The 18,488-nt window shown below is 61.9% G+C and carries 18 protein-coding genes; 11 read left to right on the forward strand and 7 right to left on the reverse strand.

The window, feature by feature from the left end:
- Nucleotides 1–288: 288 nt before the first annotated feature.
- Nucleotides 289–1,215, reverse strand: a complete 927-nt coding sequence (locus U1R88_RS29240) for a sugar-binding transcriptional regulator (protein WP_322434448.1) — start codon at nucleotides 1,213–1,215, stop codon at nucleotides 289–291.
- A 230-nt stretch (nucleotides 1,216–1,445) separates the two neighbouring features.
- Between U1R88_RS29240 and U1R88_RS29245 the strand changes: the two genes are divergently transcribed.
- The 3 genes from U1R88_RS29245 to U1R88_RS29255 are packed head-to-tail and all read left to right on the forward strand — an operon-like array spanning nucleotide 1,446 to nucleotide 3,789.
- A complete protein-coding gene (locus U1R88_RS29245; RefSeq protein ID WP_068290256.1) occupies nucleotides 1,446–2,360 on the forward strand; it encodes a tagatose-bisphosphate aldolase in 915 nt (304 codons plus the stop codon).
- Nucleotides 2,361–2,374: 14 nt separating this feature from the next.
- On the forward strand, nucleotides 2,375–3,262 hold the full coding sequence (locus U1R88_RS29250) for an ROK family protein (RefSeq protein ID WP_322434449.1): 888 nt from the start codon (nucleotides 2,375–2,377) through the stop codon (nucleotides 3,260–3,262).
- Complete coding sequence (locus U1R88_RS29255) at nucleotides 3,259–3,789, forward strand: P-loop nucleotide/nucleoside kinase family protein (protein ID WP_322434450.1); 531 nt, start codon at nucleotides 3,259–3,261, stop codon at nucleotides 3,787–3,789. The genes U1R88_RS29250 and U1R88_RS29255 overlap by 4 nt, the downstream gene beginning before the upstream one ends.
- Before the next feature lie 4 nt (nucleotides 3,790–3,793).
- Here the strand turns inward: U1R88_RS29255 and U1R88_RS29260 are convergent, their stop codons facing one another.
- The 5 genes from U1R88_RS29260 to U1R88_RS29280 form a co-directional block, all read right to left on the reverse strand.
- A complete protein-coding gene (locus U1R88_RS29260) occupies nucleotides 3,794–4,567 on the reverse strand; it encodes an SDR family NAD(P)-dependent oxidoreductase (RefSeq protein ID WP_322434451.1) in 774 nt (257 codons plus the stop codon).
- 37 nt (nucleotides 4,568–4,604) lie between these two features.
- Nucleotides 4,605–5,708, reverse strand: a complete 1,104-nt coding sequence (locus U1R88_RS29265) for an ABC transporter ATP-binding protein (RefSeq protein WP_322434452.1) — start codon at nucleotides 5,706–5,708, stop codon at nucleotides 4,605–4,607.
- Between the two features lie 29 nt (nucleotides 5,709–5,737).
- A complete protein-coding gene (locus tag U1R88_RS29270) occupies nucleotides 5,738–6,562 on the reverse strand; it encodes a carbohydrate ABC transporter permease (RefSeq protein ID WP_322434453.1) in 825 nt (274 codons plus the stop codon).
- Nucleotides 6,563–6,564: 2 nt separating this feature from the next.
- Nucleotides 6,565–7,446, reverse strand: coding sequence for a carbohydrate ABC transporter permease (locus U1R88_RS29275; protein ID WP_322434454.1), 882 nt, complete (start codon nucleotides 7,444–7,446; stop codon nucleotides 6,565–6,567).
- A gap of 84 nt (nucleotides 7,447–7,530) precedes the next feature.
- Nucleotides 7,531–8,841 carry an ABC transporter substrate-binding protein gene (locus U1R88_RS29280; protein ID WP_322434455.1) on the reverse strand — a complete coding sequence of 437 codons (1,311 nt, stop codon included), beginning with the start codon at nucleotides 8,839–8,841 and terminating at the stop codon, nucleotides 7,531–7,533.
- Between the two features lie 738 nt (nucleotides 8,842–9,579).
- On the opposite strand from U1R88_RS29280, the gene U1R88_RS29285 reads away from it, so the two are divergent.
- Nucleotides 9,580–10,308, forward strand: coding sequence for an SDR family oxidoreductase (locus U1R88_RS29285; protein WP_322434456.1), 729 nt, complete (start codon nucleotides 9,580–9,582; stop codon nucleotides 10,306–10,308).
- 271 nt (nucleotides 10,309–10,579) lie between these two features.
- Here the strand turns inward: U1R88_RS29285 and U1R88_RS29290 are convergent, their stop codons facing one another.
- The gene (locus U1R88_RS29290) at nucleotides 10,580–11,170 is read right to left on the reverse strand and encodes an amino acid synthesis family protein (RefSeq protein WP_322434457.1); all 591 of its coding nucleotides are present in this window, start codon (nucleotides 11,168–11,170) and stop codon (nucleotides 10,580–10,582) included.
- Between the two features lie 193 nt (nucleotides 11,171–11,363).
- On the opposite strand from U1R88_RS29290, the gene U1R88_RS29295 reads away from it, so the two are divergent.
- The 7 genes from U1R88_RS29295 (at nucleotide 11,364) to U1R88_RS29325 (ending at nucleotide 18,482) form a co-directional block, all read left to right on the forward strand.
- Nucleotides 11,364–13,169, forward strand: a complete 1,806-nt coding sequence (locus tag U1R88_RS29295; RefSeq protein WP_322434458.1) for a helix-turn-helix domain-containing protein — start codon at nucleotides 11,364–11,366, stop codon at nucleotides 13,167–13,169.
- 109 nt (nucleotides 13,170–13,278) lie between these two features.
- The gene (locus tag U1R88_RS29300; RefSeq protein ID WP_322434459.1) at nucleotides 13,279–14,292 is read left to right on the forward strand and encodes a flavin reductase; all 1,014 of its coding nucleotides are present in this window, start codon (nucleotides 13,279–13,281) and stop codon (nucleotides 14,290–14,292) included.
- A gap of 4 nt (nucleotides 14,293–14,296) precedes the next feature.
- The gene (locus tag U1R88_RS29305) at nucleotides 14,297–15,808 is read left to right on the forward strand and encodes an aldehyde dehydrogenase (protein ID WP_322434460.1); all 1,512 of its coding nucleotides are present in this window, start codon (nucleotides 14,297–14,299) and stop codon (nucleotides 15,806–15,808) included.
- 49 nt (nucleotides 15,809–15,857) lie between these two features.
- A complete protein-coding gene (locus U1R88_RS29310) occupies nucleotides 15,858–16,940 on the forward strand; it encodes an LLM class flavin-dependent oxidoreductase (protein WP_322434461.1) in 1,083 nt (360 codons plus the stop codon).
- The gene (locus U1R88_RS29315; protein WP_322434462.1) at nucleotides 16,940–17,749 is read left to right on the forward strand and encodes an alpha/beta fold hydrolase; all 810 of its coding nucleotides are present in this window, start codon (nucleotides 16,940–16,942) and stop codon (nucleotides 17,747–17,749) included. Before U1R88_RS29310 ends, U1R88_RS29315 begins: the two co-directional genes overlap by 1 nt.
- Before the next feature lie 17 nt (nucleotides 17,750–17,766).
- Complete coding sequence (locus U1R88_RS29320; RefSeq protein ID WP_322434463.1) at nucleotides 17,767–18,171, forward strand: carboxymuconolactone decarboxylase family protein; 405 nt, start codon at nucleotides 17,767–17,769, stop codon at nucleotides 18,169–18,171.
- Entirely contained in the window at nucleotides 18,168–18,482 is a 315-nt protein-coding gene (locus tag U1R88_RS29325) for an NIPSNAP family protein (RefSeq protein ID WP_322434464.1), read from the forward strand. Before U1R88_RS29320 ends, U1R88_RS29325 begins: the two co-directional genes overlap by 4 nt.
- The last annotated feature ends 6 nt before the right edge of the window (nucleotides 18,483–18,488 follow it).

Raw genomic sequence — 18,488 nt, forward strand, 5'->3', positions numbered from 1 at the left:
TTCAGTAGAGCCTTCCGTCGAATTTCTGGCGTGACGCCTCGTCAGTTTCGGAAGCAATCGCGGCTAGGATAATCGCGATTCCGGACACTGTGGCGTAAGCCTTGGTTGTGGGTCCCCCGCAACCAATTTTCGTCTTCATATAGGAACAGGACCGGAAATCGACCCCGGCGTTCCCTGGACCTGGCGGTGAGAGAAGCGGAACCGATGGCTCTGACCCATCGTCAAGAAAAAAGAATCCGATCTTCCGCTGCAATGGCATCCTTCACGGCTCGAAGGGTTTCGTCGCCTTCATGCTTGCAGTTCGCCAAGGATGGCTTCGGCGGTGGCCACATCTGTCACGACTGCATTGATCAGTTTTGCTCTGACCGCGCCGATGATTGCCTTCGCCTTCGCCGGTGATACGGCTACGCCGATGACGAGTGGCACGGCCCGCATTTGAGCCGGCGAAACGGCGATCAGGCTGTTATTGCCATCCCATGGCAATATGGTGCCGTCTTCGTCGAAATAATGCCGGATGACATCCCCCGCGACATGGGTGAGGGCCCGTTCGCTAGACGTAACGGTGCCGGCATGGATGGGGTCGACGGTATGCGGCAGTCCAACCCCCACCAGCGCAACGTCGATATGGTCCCAAAGGGTAATGAGTTCGTGGACGGCAGGATCGCTCACAAAGGCATCGCGATACTGAGGGGCCGGCAAATAGGGCGCAAAGATGAATTTTGGTTCGCCACCCAGCTGTTCGGCCGCCTGGCGCACGAACTCGTTGATCTGGAAATGTGGCGCCGCTTGCTGGATGCCGCCCGTTGCGGGCACCGTGATCACCCCGGGAATACGCGGCAGGCCGGCGCGGATCACGCCGCGCACGGCTCGGCCCCAGCCGATGGCGAGAACGGAGCCATCCTTCAGCCCCGCTTCCTTGAGAAGTGTTCCGACCGGCTGGGCAAGTGAATCCAGCAAGCCAACTTCAACAGTATCCACCACGGCGGCCTGCTTTAGGCCGAGAGCGTTTATCAAGTCGCGCCTGATCTCATCTGGCGCAACAAAGTCGCGAATCTCGATGCGCACGATCCCTTCCTCGCGCGCTCTCCGAAGCAAGCGGGAGATGGTGGCGGTCGAGAGTTGCAGGCGCCGTGCGATCTCGACTTGAGAGAGATCCGATTCATAGTGCAGGCGCGCCACCAGATGCAGTGTCTTACGCGTGGCCGACCCATCCATGGAAGCATTCTCAGACAGGTTGCAATTCCTTTCAGAAATATGTTACACGTCGCTTTGTGAAACAAGAGGCATCGCGTTCTTTCAGACAGGACACGAGCCGTGCAGCATATTTGCGTCTTGTTCAACGCAAATCGATCAGAGCCGCAGGCCTCTACGTCGTTGCAAGCGTAAGGGCATGGTCAAACATGTCCGGCGCTCGGCCGTGGGCATAGATATTAGGAGAGGGTCTCATGACCAGGATGACGACGTCGGAGCTTCGCGGTTACCAGCAGATCTGCGCCCCCAATGGGATGATGATGGTTATTGCATGCGACCAGCGTGGCGGTATGCGCTCTTTGCTGGCGAGCGACCCGGTCGAACAGGCCAAGATCAGTGACGCGACGCTTGGCGAAACCAAGTCCGACATCGTCCAATATCTGGCGAGTGCTGCCTCCTGCGTGCTGCTCGATCCGATCTGTGCCGTGCCCAAGGTGGTGGATGACGGCGTACTTGCCCGCGATGTGGCCCTCCTGATCGGCCTCGATGCGTCCGGGTTCGACAAGACGCCGGAAGGCTATCGCTTGTCGCGCCTGGTTCCGGGGATCGATGCCCGCCATGTGCGCGCGATGGGGGGCACGGGCGGCAAGATCATGGTGTATCTTCGTGCGGATCGGCCCGAGGCCAATATCCATAACATCGACATTCTGCGCCGTTGCATCGAGGACTTCGCCCGTGAAGATCTCCTGCTGGTGGTTGAATTCCTGACCTATGAACTGCCGGGTGAAAGTCGCGAGGACTATGTCGCCAAAGTGCCGGAACTGGTTCTGGAGGGAACCAGGATCTGTCTGGACTGCGGCTCGAAGGTCTTGAAGCTGCCCTATCCGGGCACGGCGGAAGCTTGTGCTGGCGTTACTCGTCTCGCCGGGGCGGTACCGTGGGCAGTCTTGTCGGCGGGTGTCGATCATTCGACCTTCCTTGGTCAAGTCGAGACGGCCATGAGAAACGGAGCTTCGGGAGTCATTGCCGGTCGTGCCCTGTGGAAGGACTGCATCTCGCTCGACCGCAACGAAACGGCCAACCGCCTCTCGACGATTGCGGTCCCGCGCCTGCGCGAAATTCAGGCTGTGGTCGCTCGCCACGCCGGCAAAGCCGCGCAAGCGGCCTGACGAGCCAGTTTGCCATGCATAAGCCCCCTTTGGCGATCGGCATCGATATTGGCGGGACCAATGTGCGGGCTGCTTGCATCGATGCATCCGGGCTGATCCTGGAGCGCCTCGTTGAAAGGACATTGCGAGATCCGGCGGCGCTGACGTCCCGCCTCATTGCCCTGATCAAGGCCCTCGACAGGCCCGGCATTACAGCGGTTGGCATCGGCGTCCCTGGGCGGGTCGATGCTCGCCGCAATCAGGTGCTCTCGGGCGGATATGTCGACCTGTCTACCATACAGCTTGCCGAAGCGATCGGGCACGAGACCGGCAAAAGCGTCTTCATCGACAATGATTGCAACATGGCGCTTGTCGGCGAGATTGTGGCGGGCGCTGCCCGCGACTGTCGCCATGTGGCGATGCTGACAATTGGCACCGGTATCGGCGGTGCGGTGGTGCTGGACGGGGCCGTGATGCGGGGGCAGCGCAGCGCCGGCCAACTTGGCCATGTGACAGTCGATCTTGGCGGCACCGTCTGCAATTGTGGCCGGATCGGTTGCGTCGAGACCACCAGTTCCGGCACGGCTCTTGGCCGCCATATCGCCGCCGCCGGACTTGCGGTTGGAACGAGCGCGGACGAGATTCTTGCTCTCGCACGCAGCGGAGACGCAAGGGCAACAAGGGTGATCAAGGCCTGGGCGGTGCCGCTCAGGGCTGCGATCGACAGTATTGTCGCCAGCGTGGATCCCGAGCTCTTCTTGCTCGGCGGCGGGTTGGGCGCAACGGCATGCGCGGCATTGGAATGGGCCCCGGCCCTGTCGCCATGGTATCAATGCCCGGTCAGGCCTGCCGTTTTGGGCGATGACGCCGGTGTCATTGGTGCAGCGTTGGCTGGAATGAAGGATGATCTGGTTTCGCCATGAAGAAGGCTATCCTGGTCAATGGCGTGCCGGCGACCGGCAAGAGTAGCGTTGCCCGCTTTATAGCGGACGCCCGCAGATGGCCGATCCTTGCGCTGGATAGCGTGAAGGAGCCTTTTTTTGACCATCTCGGCGTTGGGGATCGCGAATTCAATCGCAAGTTGGGACGAGCGAGCTATCAGGCGATATGGTCGATCGTGAGGGACGCTCCCGATGGCATGATCTTCATCGTCGATGCCTGGTTCGGCTTTCAGCCACGCGATGTGCTGGAGGCCCATCTTGTTCGCGCAGGGGTCGGCAGCACGGCGGAAGTATGGTGCCATGCACCGCCGGAAGTCCTCGTCGAACGCTATCGCCAGCGGCTCAATATGCGCCATGCGGGGCATCCGGGCGAAGCCTTCCTGCCCGAGCTCGATGCGCTTGCCAGGCGGGCGGAGCCATTGCGGCGCGGCCCGATCTTCGATGTCGATACCACGCAGCCGCTCGATCACGAACGGCTGCTTGGCTGGATTGACGAAGTAGTCCGGTGAAGCATCACCAGATCGTGTAGCCGCAGTCCACCACGAGCGTCGTTCCCGTGATCGCACTGGAGGCTTCCGAAGCAAGAAACAGGATGGCCGAGGCGATTTCGTCCGGTCTTGCCACGCGCTTCATCGGCGTCATTTCCATCCAGGTCGGAAAGCGCTCGGGGTCGGTGAAGCTGGTATTCGACATCGGCGTGTCGACATAAGTTGGTGCAACGGAATTCACGCGTACGCCCCGCTCGGCCCATTCACCGCCAAGGGACTTGGATAGATGATGCACGGCCGCTTTGGCTGCGTTGTAGTGAGCTTGGCGCTGGGGCTTGTTGGAGATCAGGCCCGACATCGAGCCCAGCGTGACGATCGAGCCAAAGCCCCGCTCGAGCATCGGCTTGGCGAATTCCCGGCATGACCAGTAGACACCATTGAGATCGACGTCGATGATCCGGTTCCAGATCTCGTCCGGAATGGCTTCGCCGGGCGTATCGGGCCAGGCAATGCCTGCATTGGCGATGAGAATGTCGACCGCGCCATGCTTGGCATTTGCCTCGGCGGCCGCGCGGGCGACCTGGTCCGGCTTGGTCACGTCGAGGATCACGCTGTCGATTCTGTGGCCGGCTGTCGCAAGATGGTCCCGGGCGCTTGCGAGCAATTCCTCATTGTAGTCGGAGATCACCACCTTGGCGCCTGCTTCGAGCAAGGCTTCAGCCGAAGCCAGGCCAATGCCGCGGCCGCCGCCGGTGATGAAAGCCGTCCGGCCCTCGAGCCTGAATTTATCAAGATACATCCGTACATTCCTAACAGGGGCGTGACGACGACCCGCCTCATGCGGCGAGGGGATTTCTTTTCATTGCCGGCAGGGAGGTTCCGTCTTGCCGGAAGAGATGAGCGGCAGCGGGCGGGAAGGCGACTGCGATGCGATCATGCACCTTCGAGCTATCCGCACCTTCGGCCTGAACGATGAAGAGATTGTCCGGCGTGACTTGGACATACAGGAAGGTCTGGCCGCCGAGGCGCTCGACAACCATCACTTCGCCGGAAAGCTGCCCGTCCGATGCTCTCGTCAGATGCTCGGGCCTGACGCCGAGCGTCAGCCTGTCGCCAACGGCAATCCCGCCGCCGGAGGCCGGCGCCGTCAGGGTCGCACCGCCTGGCAGTTCCACGGTGACGCCGTCTCCCGAGATGCCTCGGGCCGTCGCCTCGATGAAGTTCATGGTGGGCGAGCCAATGAAGCCGGCAACGAAGCGGTTGTGCGGATGGTGGTAGAGTTCCAGTGGGGTACCCACCTGCTCGATGACGCCATCGCGCAGCACCACGATCTTGTCGGCCAGCGTCATGGCCTCGACCTGGTCATGCGTCACATAGATCATGGTGACGCCGAGATCCTCGTGCAGGCGTGCCAGTTCGATACGCATCTGCACGCGAAGAGCCGCATCGAGGTTCGAGAGCGGTTCGTCGAACAGGAAGACCCTGGGCTGGCGCACCATGGCGCGGCCGATGGCGACACGCTGGCGCTGACCGCCGGAGAGCTGGCGGGGCTTGCGGTCGAGGAGATGGTCGAGATGCAGGAGGCGGGCCACGGCAAGGACCTTGGCGTCCCGCTCGGCCTTGGCGACGCCGGCAAGGCGCAGCGCAAAGTCCATGTTCTCGCGAACATTCATGTGGGGATAGAGGGCGTAGGTCTGGAAGACCATGGCAAGGCCGCGCTCATCCGGCGGCACGTCGTTGACGCGCGCGCCGTCGATGGACAGGTCGCCGGTGGAGATCTCCTCCAGCCCGGCAATCAGACGGAGCAGGGTTGACTTGCCGCACCCGGACGGCCCGACGAAGACGCAGAATTCCTTGTCGGCGATATGAAGGTCGACGCCCTTGATGACGTCGACGGCGCCGAAGGACTTGCGGATGCCCTTGAGGTGGAGCTCTGCCATGTCGTGTCCTCACAAAGGGAAATAGGGGGTCATTTCACGGCGCCGAAGGTGAGGCCGCGAACAAGCTGGCGCTGCGTCATCCAGCCGAAGATCAGAATTGGCGCCACCGCCAGGGTCGAGGCTGCCGACAGCTTGGCCCAGAACAGGCCTTCAGGGCTGGAGAAGGAGGCGATGAAGGCGGTCAGTGGCCCCGCCTGCGAGGCGGTAAGATTGAGGCTCCAGAACGCCTCGTTCCAGCACAGGATGATCGAGAGAAGAGCGGTTGAAGCAATGCCCGGCAAGGTCAGCGGTAGAAGGAGATGGCGGATTTGCGCGCCGACGCGGGCGCCGTCCATGCGACCGGCCTCGAGGATCTCATGCGGCACGTCCTTGAAGAAGGAATAGAGCATCCACACCACGATGGGCAGGTTCGACAGGGTGAAGAGGATGACGAGACCTATGCGGGTATCGAGCAGGCCGGTGTCGCGAAAGAGCAGGTACATCGGCACCAGCACGCCGACCGCGGGCATCATTTTCGTCGACAGCATCCAGAGCAGGAGGTCCTTGGTCCGACTGGTTGGAAAGAAGGCGGCGGCATAGGCTGCCGGTACGGCGAGGGCGAGGGAAATTGCCGTGGCCCCTAGCGATTCCAGGATGCTGTTGAGCGCGTAGGAGAAATAATTCGCGCGTGCATTGACCTCGGCGAAATTCTCGAGCGTCGGACGGAAGAACAATTCGGGTGGGCCGACGGCGTCGATCTCCGTCTTGAAGGCCGCCAGCAGCATCCAGAAGATCGGGAAGAACATCACGAGCGCCCCGAGCCAGCCGACGATGCCGGCCAGCACCACCCGCCTTCTTGATCCACGCATTGCCATGCTCAGGTCTCCAGGTTGCGGGCGACGGTGCGCACCAGGAAGGCGGCGACGATGTTGGCCAGTACGATGGCGATGACGCCACCGGCGGAGGCGCCACCCACATCCCATTGCAGCAAGGCCTTGAGATAGATGAAGTAGGTCAGATTGGTGGTCGCGTTGCCCGGCCCGCCCGAGGTGGTGACCAGGATTTCGGCGAAGACGGACAGCAGGAAGATCGTCTCGATCATCACCACCACCGAGATCGGTCTCAAAAGATGCGGCAGGACGATGAACCAGAACATCGTGGGGCCCTTGGCCCCGTCCATCCGCGCTGCTTCCATCTGTTCGCGATCGAGCGACTGCATGGCTGTGATGAGGATGAGGGTGGCAAAGGGGATCCACTGCCAGGCCACGATCATGATGACGGACAGCATCGGGACCTGGCTGAACCAGTCCACCACGCCGAGGCCGAGTGATCGCGTGATCCAGGCGAACAACCCGTTGACGGGATGCATCAGCAGGTTTTTCCAGATCAGTGCCGCCACGGTTGGCATGACGAAGAAGGGGGCGATGACCAGGAGGCGGGCGATATTGCGCCCCGGGAACTCGACGTCATAGACGACGGCGAAAAGCACGCCGAAGATCACGGTCAACGCCAGCACCGAGCCGACCAGGATGATCGTGTTGATGATCGAGATCCAAAGCGTCTTGTTCAGCAACAGGAACTTGTAGTTGTTGATACCGGCAAAGCCTGTGATCAGCGGGTTTTGCAGGTTGTAGCGCTGGAAGGAAAACCACAGCGTCATCACCAGCGGGACGATCATCCAGAGCAGCAGGACACTGACTGCCGGAGCCAGGAGAGGGCCGGTGCGCACAGCCCGCCGGCTTGTGGAAGTCTGGAACATGGGCCCTCGTGGTTTTGGTTGAAGGCATGCCGATAGAAGGGCTCCGGGCGGGGAGAACGCCCGGAGCCCTGGCAGGACAGGCGGCTATTGGATGTAGCCGGCCTGCTGCATGGTTTGTGTGACCTCGTCCTGTGCTGCACCCAGGGCGGCATCTTCCGTCTGCTGTCCGGCGAGGACGGACGCGATGGCCTGGCCGACCGAGGTGCCGATGGCCTGGAACTCGGGGATCGCAACGAACTGGATTCCCTTGTACGGAACCGGATCCTTGGTGGCATTCGTGGGATCGGCGGTCAGGATCGCCTTGAGGACCATGCCAGCGAAGGGCGCAGCCTTCTTGTACTCCGGATTGTCGTAGGTCGACTGGCGGGTGCCGGGCGGTGCGGCAACCCAGCCGGCGGTCTCGCCGACCCGCTTCACATACTCCTTGGACGTGGCCCACTTCACGAAGGATTTGGCCGTGTCGAGGTTCTTGGTGGAAGAAGGAACGGCCAACGACCAGGCCCAGAACCAGCCATTGCCTTTTGGCGATACGTTGACGGGAGGTTGAGCGAAGGCCAGGACATCACCGACCTTGGATGTCGCCTTGTTGTAGAGCCGTCCGGCCGCTGACGTCGCATCGACCCAGATCGCACATTTTCCGCTTGCGAACAGGGCCTGGTTCTCGTTGAAGCCATTGGATGTCGCACCGGGCGGGCCGTCACGCTTGAGGAGATCGACATAGAAGCTGATCGCCTTCTTCCACGGATCGGATGTCAGCTGCGGCTTCCACTCCATGTCGAACCAGCGGCCGCCAAAGGTGTTCACGATCGTCGTGATCAGGCCCATGTTTTCGCCCCAGCCGGGTTTGCCGCGAAGGCAAATACCGTACTGCTCCTTCGACTTGTCGGTGAGCTTGTCGGCGAACTGCGCGATCTGGTCCCAGGTCGGCTGCTCGGGCATCGTCAGCCCGGCCTTTTCGAACAGGTCCTTGCGGTAGAGTGTGAAAGAACTCTCCGCATAGAAGGGCAGGGCGTAAAGCTTGCCGTCGACCGACAAGCCATTGCGCAACGGCTCGAAGACATCCTTGTAATCGTAGTCGTCGCCAAGATCGTTCAGCGATGCGAGCCAGCCGGCCTTGCCCCAGATCGGCGTCTCATAGGCACCGATGGTAACGATATCGAATTGGCCAGCCTTGGTGGCGATGTCCGTGGTCACGCGCTGGCGCAGTACGTTTTCTTCCAGCACAACCCAGTTGACCTTGTTGCCTGTCGCTTTCTCCCATTCAGACGACAGCTTTTGCATGATGATCATGTCGTCATTGTTGACGGTTGCAACCGTGATGGTTTCAGCCCGCGCGGCAACACCCGCCAGCAAGAGCGCTGTTAGCGACAGGCCGACCTTGGCCAAGAATCTCATGGGTTCCTCCATTGGCGACAATCTGTTTGATTGTTGTTGTCGTGTGGCGCGCGTCGGGCCTCTCGGTCGGCGTCGGTCGCGCCACTACGATCACGTCCGAGCGTGATGGCCCCGTTTTGGGACATCACGGCTTGCACTGCGTTCGCGGCTGAGCGGTCGCCGTGAACGCAAGGTATGTAACATATTTCCGAAATAAATTGCAACGAACAAGATTCATAAGATCTCCTTCGATGGCGTCCGCGTGACAACCTGGCTCTGACCCGCCACCCGCGCTCTCGGAAAAGCCAACCGAGCGAGCCGATGCTGCCTGTTGGCGTTTGCCCAGCGGGCGGTCAGGGCGGCAACCGGTCTAAATCAACGCTCCAGGCAAGCTCGTGCTTCCCCAACGCAGGTGAGAGGTGTAATGTGTTGCTGAAACAAATTTCATATACTATTTGGACTTTGGAAGGCCTTTTGATCGTCGTCCAGGACCCGTCCCGATGCGGATTGCAGGATCGAATTGATCCGTCACGTAGCTAGGAGCTTCAATTATGAAGGGCTTGGATAAAGAGCGCGCTTTTCGTTGCCGGCGCCAAAATAATTGCAACGGAGTACAATATAGAGTGAATAAAATAGATGCCCTCTTCGACTGAATGTCGAATGTTTCCCTTCGATCTGATCTTCATGAAGTGATGAATTGCATCGGGTAAATGTCCAAAGCTTCTTAAAAATAAACTATATGCTCTCCAGGAGGTAACATTGTCTATTGAACTGCAAGGAAAAACGGCTGTCGTCACTGGTGCTGCTTCGGGCATTGGACTGGCAACATGCGAAGCTCTGATGAAGGCGGGCGTCACAGTGGTCATGGTCGATCGCAACGCCGCAGCGCTGGATGAGTTGGTGGCAAGTTCGAATGGAAAGGCCGTTGCTCAGGTAACCGATCTTCTGGATGCCACCAGCTGTGCTGCGATGATTCCGGAAGTCATTGCCAAAGTTGGCAGGATCGACATCCTCTATTGCAATGCAGGTACCTATATCGGTGGCGATCTGGTGGACACCGATGCATTGACCATCGACAGAATGCTCAATCTGAACGTGAATGCAGTGATGAAGAACGTTCACGCTGTCCTGCCGCATATGATCGAGCAGGGCGGTGGCGATATCATTGTGACGTCGTCCCTGGCGGGGCACTCCGCGATCAAGCACGAGCCGGTCTATTCGGCCTCCAAATGGGCAATCACATGCTTTACCCAGACCGTGCGCCGACAGGTCAACAAGCACGGCATTCGGGTATCGCAGGTTTCGCCAGGGCCGGTGATCTCGGCATTGCTGTCGGATTGGGAACCGGATCGGTTGCAGGCCGCAAAAGACGCCGGTGCGTTGATCGAGCCTTCCGAAGTGGCAGAGGCGGTCGTCTATATACTCAGCCGCCCCCGCAACGTCACAATTCATGACATGATAGTGTTGCCGACAAACGTTGATGCCTAGAGCGTTTTGCGATTTGGCGGAATCGCTAAGAATCGCAAAGACGCGTCGAACCAAAGAGCTAGAGCAAAATAGCGTTTCCGGCTAAACGCGCTTTGCTCTAGGTATCCAAGGCTAGATTTGCGGCAGGGCCCTTTCGGTGGGCCGTGCCGGCACGGCCCCGGGCAGATCTTTCAAACCGGCCAGCAACCGATTGCTTCGATGGACCTGTGAGCTCGACCGGTGACTTGTTGCCGGATCGAGCCGTGGGCCCGAACTCCGCGACATCGCACCTCTACGACTTCGGTGGCGTGATCCCCATCTCCTCCATGTCCTTGAAGCGGTCTCCGATCCGCGGGTGCATGCGGCCGCTGTCGGCGGCGCCGATCGCAATCAGGATCTCGCCGCGGTCCGGCGCGTCGCTGACCGAGAAATTCAGGGTGATGAAGTGCGAGCGCTGGCCCACAATTGTCTTGTGCGTCATGGGCAGGGACACTTGGGCGCCGGCCGGCCCGCGCGTGTTGGTGAAGCTCAGATAGCTGGTCCCTCCGGCCGCTTCACGGAACACGTTGCCGAAGCGCAGCGTATGGATCAGGGCCGAGCCATGCTCGATCTCACCGGCGAGGCCGACGATGGCCGACTTGCCATAGGCCTCGATCCGGTCCTTGGGGCACAATTCGAGCAGGCGAGGGACCAGCACGCCCGCCAGCTTCGGTGCCACGTCGAGGACCACCGGGCGCAGATCCTCCACGAATCCAAGCCCTTCCCAGGGATTCTTGATGATGGCTGCCACCGCGCTCGCCAATATCGGCCTGGGGCCGGTCTTGCCACCCTCGATGAACACCTCTTCGGCGTGGCGAACGATCTTTCGGATTTCCAGACTCATGATATTCCTTCGTCATTCAGATCCGGCCAGAGGGCTTCACACCGAAGCGGCCTGCTTCCGGCATCGCACCGGACACTAGGGGCCTGCTCAAGCGCTCTCCTCCTACGAAGCGTAGGAGGATGCCGTGTTGAAATCCTTCGACAGTGATGATGGGGTCCGCTAGTTGAGCCTCAACGGAACTCGGGAGGGTCTGATGAACGTCATCGATCGGCCGCTGTCGCGCACGCTCAGGGATATCGCCAGCCTGATCAATTCCGGCGGTGATCTCGGCACCACGTTGCTGCATCTCGTCAAGGCAGGGTGCTACAATACCGTCTGGTCCATGGGCGGCGTCATGAGTATCGACGAAGGCAGTGGCGATGCCGTTGTCCTGGCCCGGCATGATCCCAATCGGCTCGGCACTCTCTATCGCGACCGCTGGACCCTCGCCACCAGCCCCTCCCTCATCGCACTGACCACCAACGAGCCCGTGATCATCCGTGATGCGCAGGTGGCATCGGAGTTTCCGGGATATCAGGAGGAGGCCATCGAGCGTGGCTACCATACCGTCGTGGTGCTGCCGCTCGGCTGCCGCGACATGGAAGGACGGGCCATGGTCCTGTCGGTCAAGTCGCGCAGCATCGTCGAGCCGTCGGATGCGGACCTCGCCTTTCTGGAAACGATTGCCCATCTCGGTGCCATCGCCGTCGATCGATCAAACCGGCTGCAGGCCGAGCGCCTCGCCGCTGAACGTCTGCAGAATGTGCTCGCCGCCCATTCTGCCCTGATGCAGAAGGTCCTGTCGGACGGTTCGGTTGCTTCGGCGGCCGCTCTGGTCGAGACCTTCATGCATCATCCCACCGTCGTGGTCGACCTGACGGCAAATCTCGTCGTCACGGGGCGTTCGCCCAAGCCCGAGACATTCGACGACGAACGGTGGCGCGAGGAGGTGAATGCCGGGGTCAATCGCCAGTTCCTGCGTATCGCCCGCGAAGTGGCCGGCAACACACGCTCCGAACATGCCAAGCTTTATCTCAGCGTCTGCGGACAGCATCTCAACCTGCCGGCCATGGTCGAGCCGCTCAGGGTCGATGAAAGAATGGTCGGAGCGCTGGTCGTCTTTTCTCGCGGTGCCGATTTCGGCGATCTCGATCATCTGCTGCTCGAGAGTGCCAAATCGGCCTTGAGCGTGCAGATGATGCGCAGCCATCTACGCTTCCAGACGGAGTCGAAGACGGCCAGCGAACTGTTCGCCGAGATCGTCTCCGGCGACTGGCGCAATCCGGATGATCTGGTTGCTCGCGCCCGCCGCCTCGATATCGACATGGCAGCGCCGGCCAGGCTCATCGCCATCGGTCTGCCCCGCCAAGCCGGCATGGACGACAACGCGTTGGAGGAATTGCATCGCTCCATCGGCAGGCTGGCAGCGCAACAGGGCCAAACCGCCACGGCCGCCAATCTTGACGGCATCATCCTGTGCCGCGTGCCGGGCGGATCACGCGACAGTGAGAACACCGCCAAGCTGCTGGTGCGCAAGGTCATCGATGAAACCCAGTGGCTGCTGGGCTGCAAGCCGATCGTGGTGATCGGCAAGACCTGCAGCGGCCTGCAGGAACATCGGCAGATCTGGCAGGAATGCGCGCGCATGATCCGGCTCGGGATACGGTTCAACCGCACCGGTCTGCTGGCCTCCCAGGATTTTGGCCCCTTCCCGCTGCTGCTCTCGGCCGCCGACACCGACGAGGTTCGCGCATTTCTCAATGTCACCATCGGTGCCGTATCCCGCCATGATGCCGAGCATGGCACCGGATACATCCCGACCCTGGCTGCCTATCTGGAGAGTGGCTGCCGCAGCCAGGCATGCGCGGATGCGATGGGGCTTCACGTGACCACGCTGCGCTACCGCCTCGGCCGCATCCAGGAACTGTTCGGGATCGAGATCGACACGCCCGAGCGGCGGTTCGCGCTGGAACTGGCCCTGCGGCTGAACGAAACCCTGTCGCAGGATGCGCTCGTGTGACCCGCTGCTTCTTCACCTAGGAGGATGAGGGAACTCTCTCCTGCGGAACGCAGGAAGAAGCCCCCGCCTGCCGTCCCTATCCTTTCCGGAAGCTGGAAAGGCAGGGCGCATGGTGACCGCGACTGAACAAGAGCAAAGCCCGATCGATCCCGTCGAATTGCGCAGGGCATTCGGCACTTTCGTGACCGGGGTAACGGTCGTGACGACGCGCGAGGCGGACGGAACGCCGCGCGGCATGACCGCCAACTCCTTCACCTCGGTGTCGCTCGATCCGCCGCTCTTGCTCGTATGCATAGGAAAGAAGGCGAGCAGCTTTCCCGTCTTCAGCGCCGCCGAGCACTTCGCCGTCAACGTGCTGCATGAGCACCAGAAAGATGTCGCGGGCGTCTTCGCATCGAAGTCGACGACCAAATTCGATGCGATCAACCACGACACCGTCCACACCGGCACGCCGGTTCTCACCGATAGCCTCACCTGGTTCGATTGCACCGTTCACGACCGTGTCGATGCGGGCGACCACATCATCCTGATCGGGCATGTGCGCGCTTTCGGCACCAGCCCGGTCGCGCCGCTTGGCTTTTGCCGGGGCAGCTATGTCACGGTCGAGCACCCGATGCCCCAGGGCTGGACACCCTCGCATCGCATGATGATCGGCTATCTCGTCGAGCATGAGGGGCGCATTCTGCTGCGCGATGACGGCAGGGGTGGCTGGGAACTCCCGACGGCCCGGTACCGCAAGCCCGGCAACGAAGTCGCCCTCGACGACAAGGGCGCCGTCGCCCTGCTGACCGAGGAGGCGTTTCTCTATTCGGTGTTCGACGTTGCCGACCGCGAGCCGGGATACATCGTCTACCGGGGTGAATTGGCTGCCACGCTGCGGGCGCTGCCCGAAATGCCCCAGTCGCTGGCGTTCTTTGCTGCGGAAGACCTCCCCTGGGATCACATTCCGGTGCGGCAGATCAGGGCCATGCTGCGCCGCTATCTGCAGGAGCGCAGCGAGGCCCGTTTCGGCATCTATGTCGACTCCAGCGCCGGGGGCCGTGTGGCGATGATCGATGGCGCGCCGCGCCCCTGGCGTGCGCCGAACGGCGTGACCGCCGATACCGTGATCACGAAAGGCTGATACGATGGAACTGACGCTGAAGGCGATCGAAGGGTCGCGCCAGGACCTGTATATCGCAGGCGAGCGCGTGGCGCCGAACTCGGGCCGCTATCTACCAAGCTATGATCCGACCACGGCCGAGCCCTGGTACATGGCCGCCGACGGCAACGCCGAGGATGTCGACGCCGCGGTTCAGGCGGCGAAGAGGGCCTTCAGGGATCCGGCCTGGCGCCGCATCACCCAAACCGAGCGCGGCAGGATGCTGCGCAGGCTCGCCGATCTCATCGCCGAGAACGCCGACGAACTGGCGGCGATCGAGATGCGCGATAATGGCAAGCTGCTCAAGGAAATGCGCGCCCAGATGCGGGCCGCACCCGACACCTATCTCTATTTTGCCGGCATGGCCGACAAGCTGCATGGCGAGACCATCCCGGTCAACAAGCTCGACATGCTGAATTTCACGCTGCGCGAGCCGATCGGTGTGATCGGCATGATCTCGCCCTGGAACTCCCCGCTCATGCTGCTGAGTGGCACTTTGGCGCCATGCCTGGCGATCGGCAACACCATCGTCGCCAAGCCGTCCGAACACACGTCGGCTTCGACACTGGCGCTGGCCGAACTGATCGATCGCGCCGGCTTTCCCCCCGGTGTCTTCAACGTGGTGACCGGCGGCGGAGCCACCGCAGGCGAGGCCCTGACCCTGCACCCCGACGTCGCCAAGATCACCTTCACCGGCAGCACCGCCACGGGACGGCGCATCGCCGCCAATGCCGCGGGCCGGCTTGTTTCCACCCAGATGGAACTCGGGGGCAAATCACCCCATGTCGTGTTCGGCGATGTCGATCTCGACCGCACCGTCAACGGGGTGGTCGCCGGCGTCTTTGCCGCGGCGGGCCAGACCTGCATCGCCGGATCGCGCTGCTTCGTCGAGGCAGGCATCTATGACGAGTTCCTCGAGCGGCTCGTCGAGCGGACGTCGCACATCCGCATCGGTAACCCGGCGACGGAGGACACCGAACTCGGGCCCCTGGCCCTGGAGGCCCAGCTTGCCAAGGTCGAGCAATATGTCGGCTATGGCGTCGCGGATGGGGCCCGCCTGGCGATCGGCGGTCGTCGTCCCCAGGACGAAGCGCTTGCCAAGGGCTGGTACTACGAGCCCACGGTGCTGGCCGAGGCCCGCAACGACATGCGCTTCATGCGCGACGAGATCTTCGGCCCGGTCGTCGGCGTCGTGCCGTTCCGCGACGAAGCCGAACTGATCGCGCTCGCCAACGACACCAATTACGGCCTCGCGGCCGGCATCTGGACCCGCGATATCGACCGGGCCATGCGCTTTGCCCGCAATGTCGATGCCGGCACGGTGTGGATCAACACCTATCGCTCCGCTGCTTACATGTCGCCTTCCGGCGGCTTCAAGGAAAGCGGCTACGGCAAGCGCGGCGGCTTCGAGGTCATGCGCGAGTTCTCCCGTCTGAAGAACGTCGTCCTCGACTATTCCGGCGCCACCCAGGACCCGTTTGTCATTCGCCTGCGCTGACAGCATTCGCGCATCGCCGCGGCCGCATTATCTGAAGAGGTATTTCGCCATGAAGTTTTCCGTCGCCCTGGCCATGGAGCGGTTCAGTCCCGACAAGCCGATGCAGCAGGTGGTCAACGAGACCCTCGAACTCGTGCGCATGGCCGATGCCGGGGGCTTCGAGACGATCTGGTCCGCCGAGCATCACACGATCGAGTTCACGATTGCTCCCAATCCATTCCAGATCCTGACCTGGTGGGGCGCCCATACCGAGCGGATCCGTCTGGGGACTGCCACCGTGGTGGCGCCATACTGGAACCCTCTGCGCCTCGCTGGCGAAGCGGCTCTGTGCGACCATCTGACGGGCGGTAGGCTGGAATTCGGCATTGCTCGCGGCGCCTATCAATACGAGTTCGACCGCATGGCCGGTGGCATACCCCAGCAGGAAGGGGGCGCCTACATGCAGGAGCTCTTGCCGGCGGTGCAAAAGCTATGGGCGGGTGACTATGCCCATGAGGGCAAGTATTACAGGTTCCCGCTTGCGACCTCCGTGCCCAAGCCTTTGCAACAGCCGTCTCCCCCGATCTGGGTGGCTGCGCGTGACCCCGGTACCTTCGACTGGGCGGTGCGCAACGGCTACAACATCCTGTCGACGCCGCTGTCGCGGCCCATGGCTGAGGTCGGCATCCTGGCGGACAAGTTTGGCAAGGCGGTCTCCGACCATCCGAATGTAGCGCGTCCGCGTTTCATGATGCTGCGCCGCAGCTGCGTCTACGCCCGTCCGGAAGACTGGGAAGTGCCGGTGCGCGCCAGCATCGACTATGGCCGCGCTTTCGAGAACCTGTTCCAGAACATCGGCACGGTGACCAACGGCTTCCCCAAGGCCGTGCCCTATGAGACGGTTGCCAATCGCAGCGAATATGACCCGCGGTCGATCCGCGACAACCTCTTGTTCGGCACGCCCGACGAGGTGATCGAGAAGCTGATGGTCTATGAGGCCGCCGGAGTCGACCAGTTCTGTCTCGGCCTTGCGTTCAATCTGCCGATCGAGGTGCAGAAGAAGTCACTCGACCTGTTCATCCGGGAGGTCATGCCGGTTTTCGCAGCGCGCGAACGCGACGCTGCGAAGCAAAAGGCACGGGCAATTGCGTGATGACGAAGCCGGCACCCCCGACGATCGACGCCACGCTCGACATCGATGGCGTCGCCATTCGCTACCGGCTCGAGGGAGAGGGAACACGCCCCCTCGTCCTCGTGCACGGGGTTGGTTCCTATCTGGAGGCCTGGGACGGAGTCGTGGAGCGCCTTGCGCCGCATTTTCGCATCCTGCGCTTCGACCTGCGCGGCCATGGCGGCTCGGCGCGGGTAAAAGGACGCTACGAGATCGATGATTTCGTGCGCGAACTGTTCGCCCTGGCCGACAATGCCGGCTTCGGCAGATTTGCGCTTGCCGGCTTTTCGCTGGGCGGCCTGATCGCCCAGCGCGCCGCGCTGGATCATCCCGGCCGTATCGAGAGCATCATGCTGCTTGCCACCGTTGCCGGTCGCAACGAGGATGAGAAGGAGCGCGTGCTCAACCGCCTGCGCCTGCTCCAGACCAAGGAGCCGGGCGCGCACTATGACAATTCCGTCGGCCGCTGGTTCAGTGACGCGTTCCAGCACGCCAATCCCGACTTGATGGCGAGGCTGCGCCAGCGCAATGCGGCCAATGATCCCGATTGCTATGCGGCGGCCTATCGAGTGCTTGCCGAAAGCGATTTCGGCGATGAGATCGCCGCAATCGCCTGCCCCACGCTGATTGCAACGGGGGAGGAGGACCAGGGCTCCAACCCGCGCATGGCCAGGCTGATGCATGAGCGCATTGCCAACTCGCGGCTGGACATCTTGCCCGGCAAGCGTCATTCGATCCTGATCGAGGCACCGGCCGAGGTCGCTCGGCTGATGCGGAGTTTCCTTTCTTGATGGGTCGGGAGTTGGACATGGACAAGGATCTTCGGGCGCAGGGCGAAAAGGTGCGCCGGACCGTTCTTGGCGACGGCTATGTGGATGCGGCGCGCGCGAATGCCGACGAATTTTCAGCGCCATTCCAGGATGTCCTCAACGAACATTGCTGGGGCCAGTGCTGGACAGACGAGAGTTTGTCATTGGCCCAGCGCAGCTTGCTGAACCTGGGCATGCTGGCGGCGTTGGGCAGGATGCACGAATTCAAGGTGCATTTCCGCGGCGCGATCCGCAACGGTTTGACGGACAAGGAATTACGGGCCGCGCTGATCCAGATTGCGGTTTATTGCGGTGTGCCGGCAGGCGTGGAAGCCTTCCGTGTTGCCCGCGCCGTGCGCCAGGAGATGGAAGCGGAGGCCGGGAAGACACCGGAGGGATCATGATCGTCGAGGAACGCATCTACAAGATCAAGCCGGGCAAGCTCTCGCGCTATCTCCAGCTGGTGCGGGAGGAGGGCCTCGCCATCCAGCAGCCGATCCTCGGCAATCTCATCGGCTACTTCCAGACCGAGATCGGGCCGCTGAATCACGTCGTGCACCTATGGGGCTATCAGGACCTGAACGACCGGGCCGAACGGCGTCGCCGGCTGGCCGCCGATCCCGCCTGGCAGGCTTTCACTACGAAGTTGACCGAGACGATCGATACGTTGGACAATCGTATTCTGGTACCGACCGATTTCTCGCCGCTGCGCTGACCTGAA

Source organism: Labrys sedimenti, from assembly GCF_034424805.1.
Taxonomy (GTDB): Bacteria; Pseudomonadota; Alphaproteobacteria; order Rhizobiales; family Labraceae; genus Labrys; species Labrys sedimenti.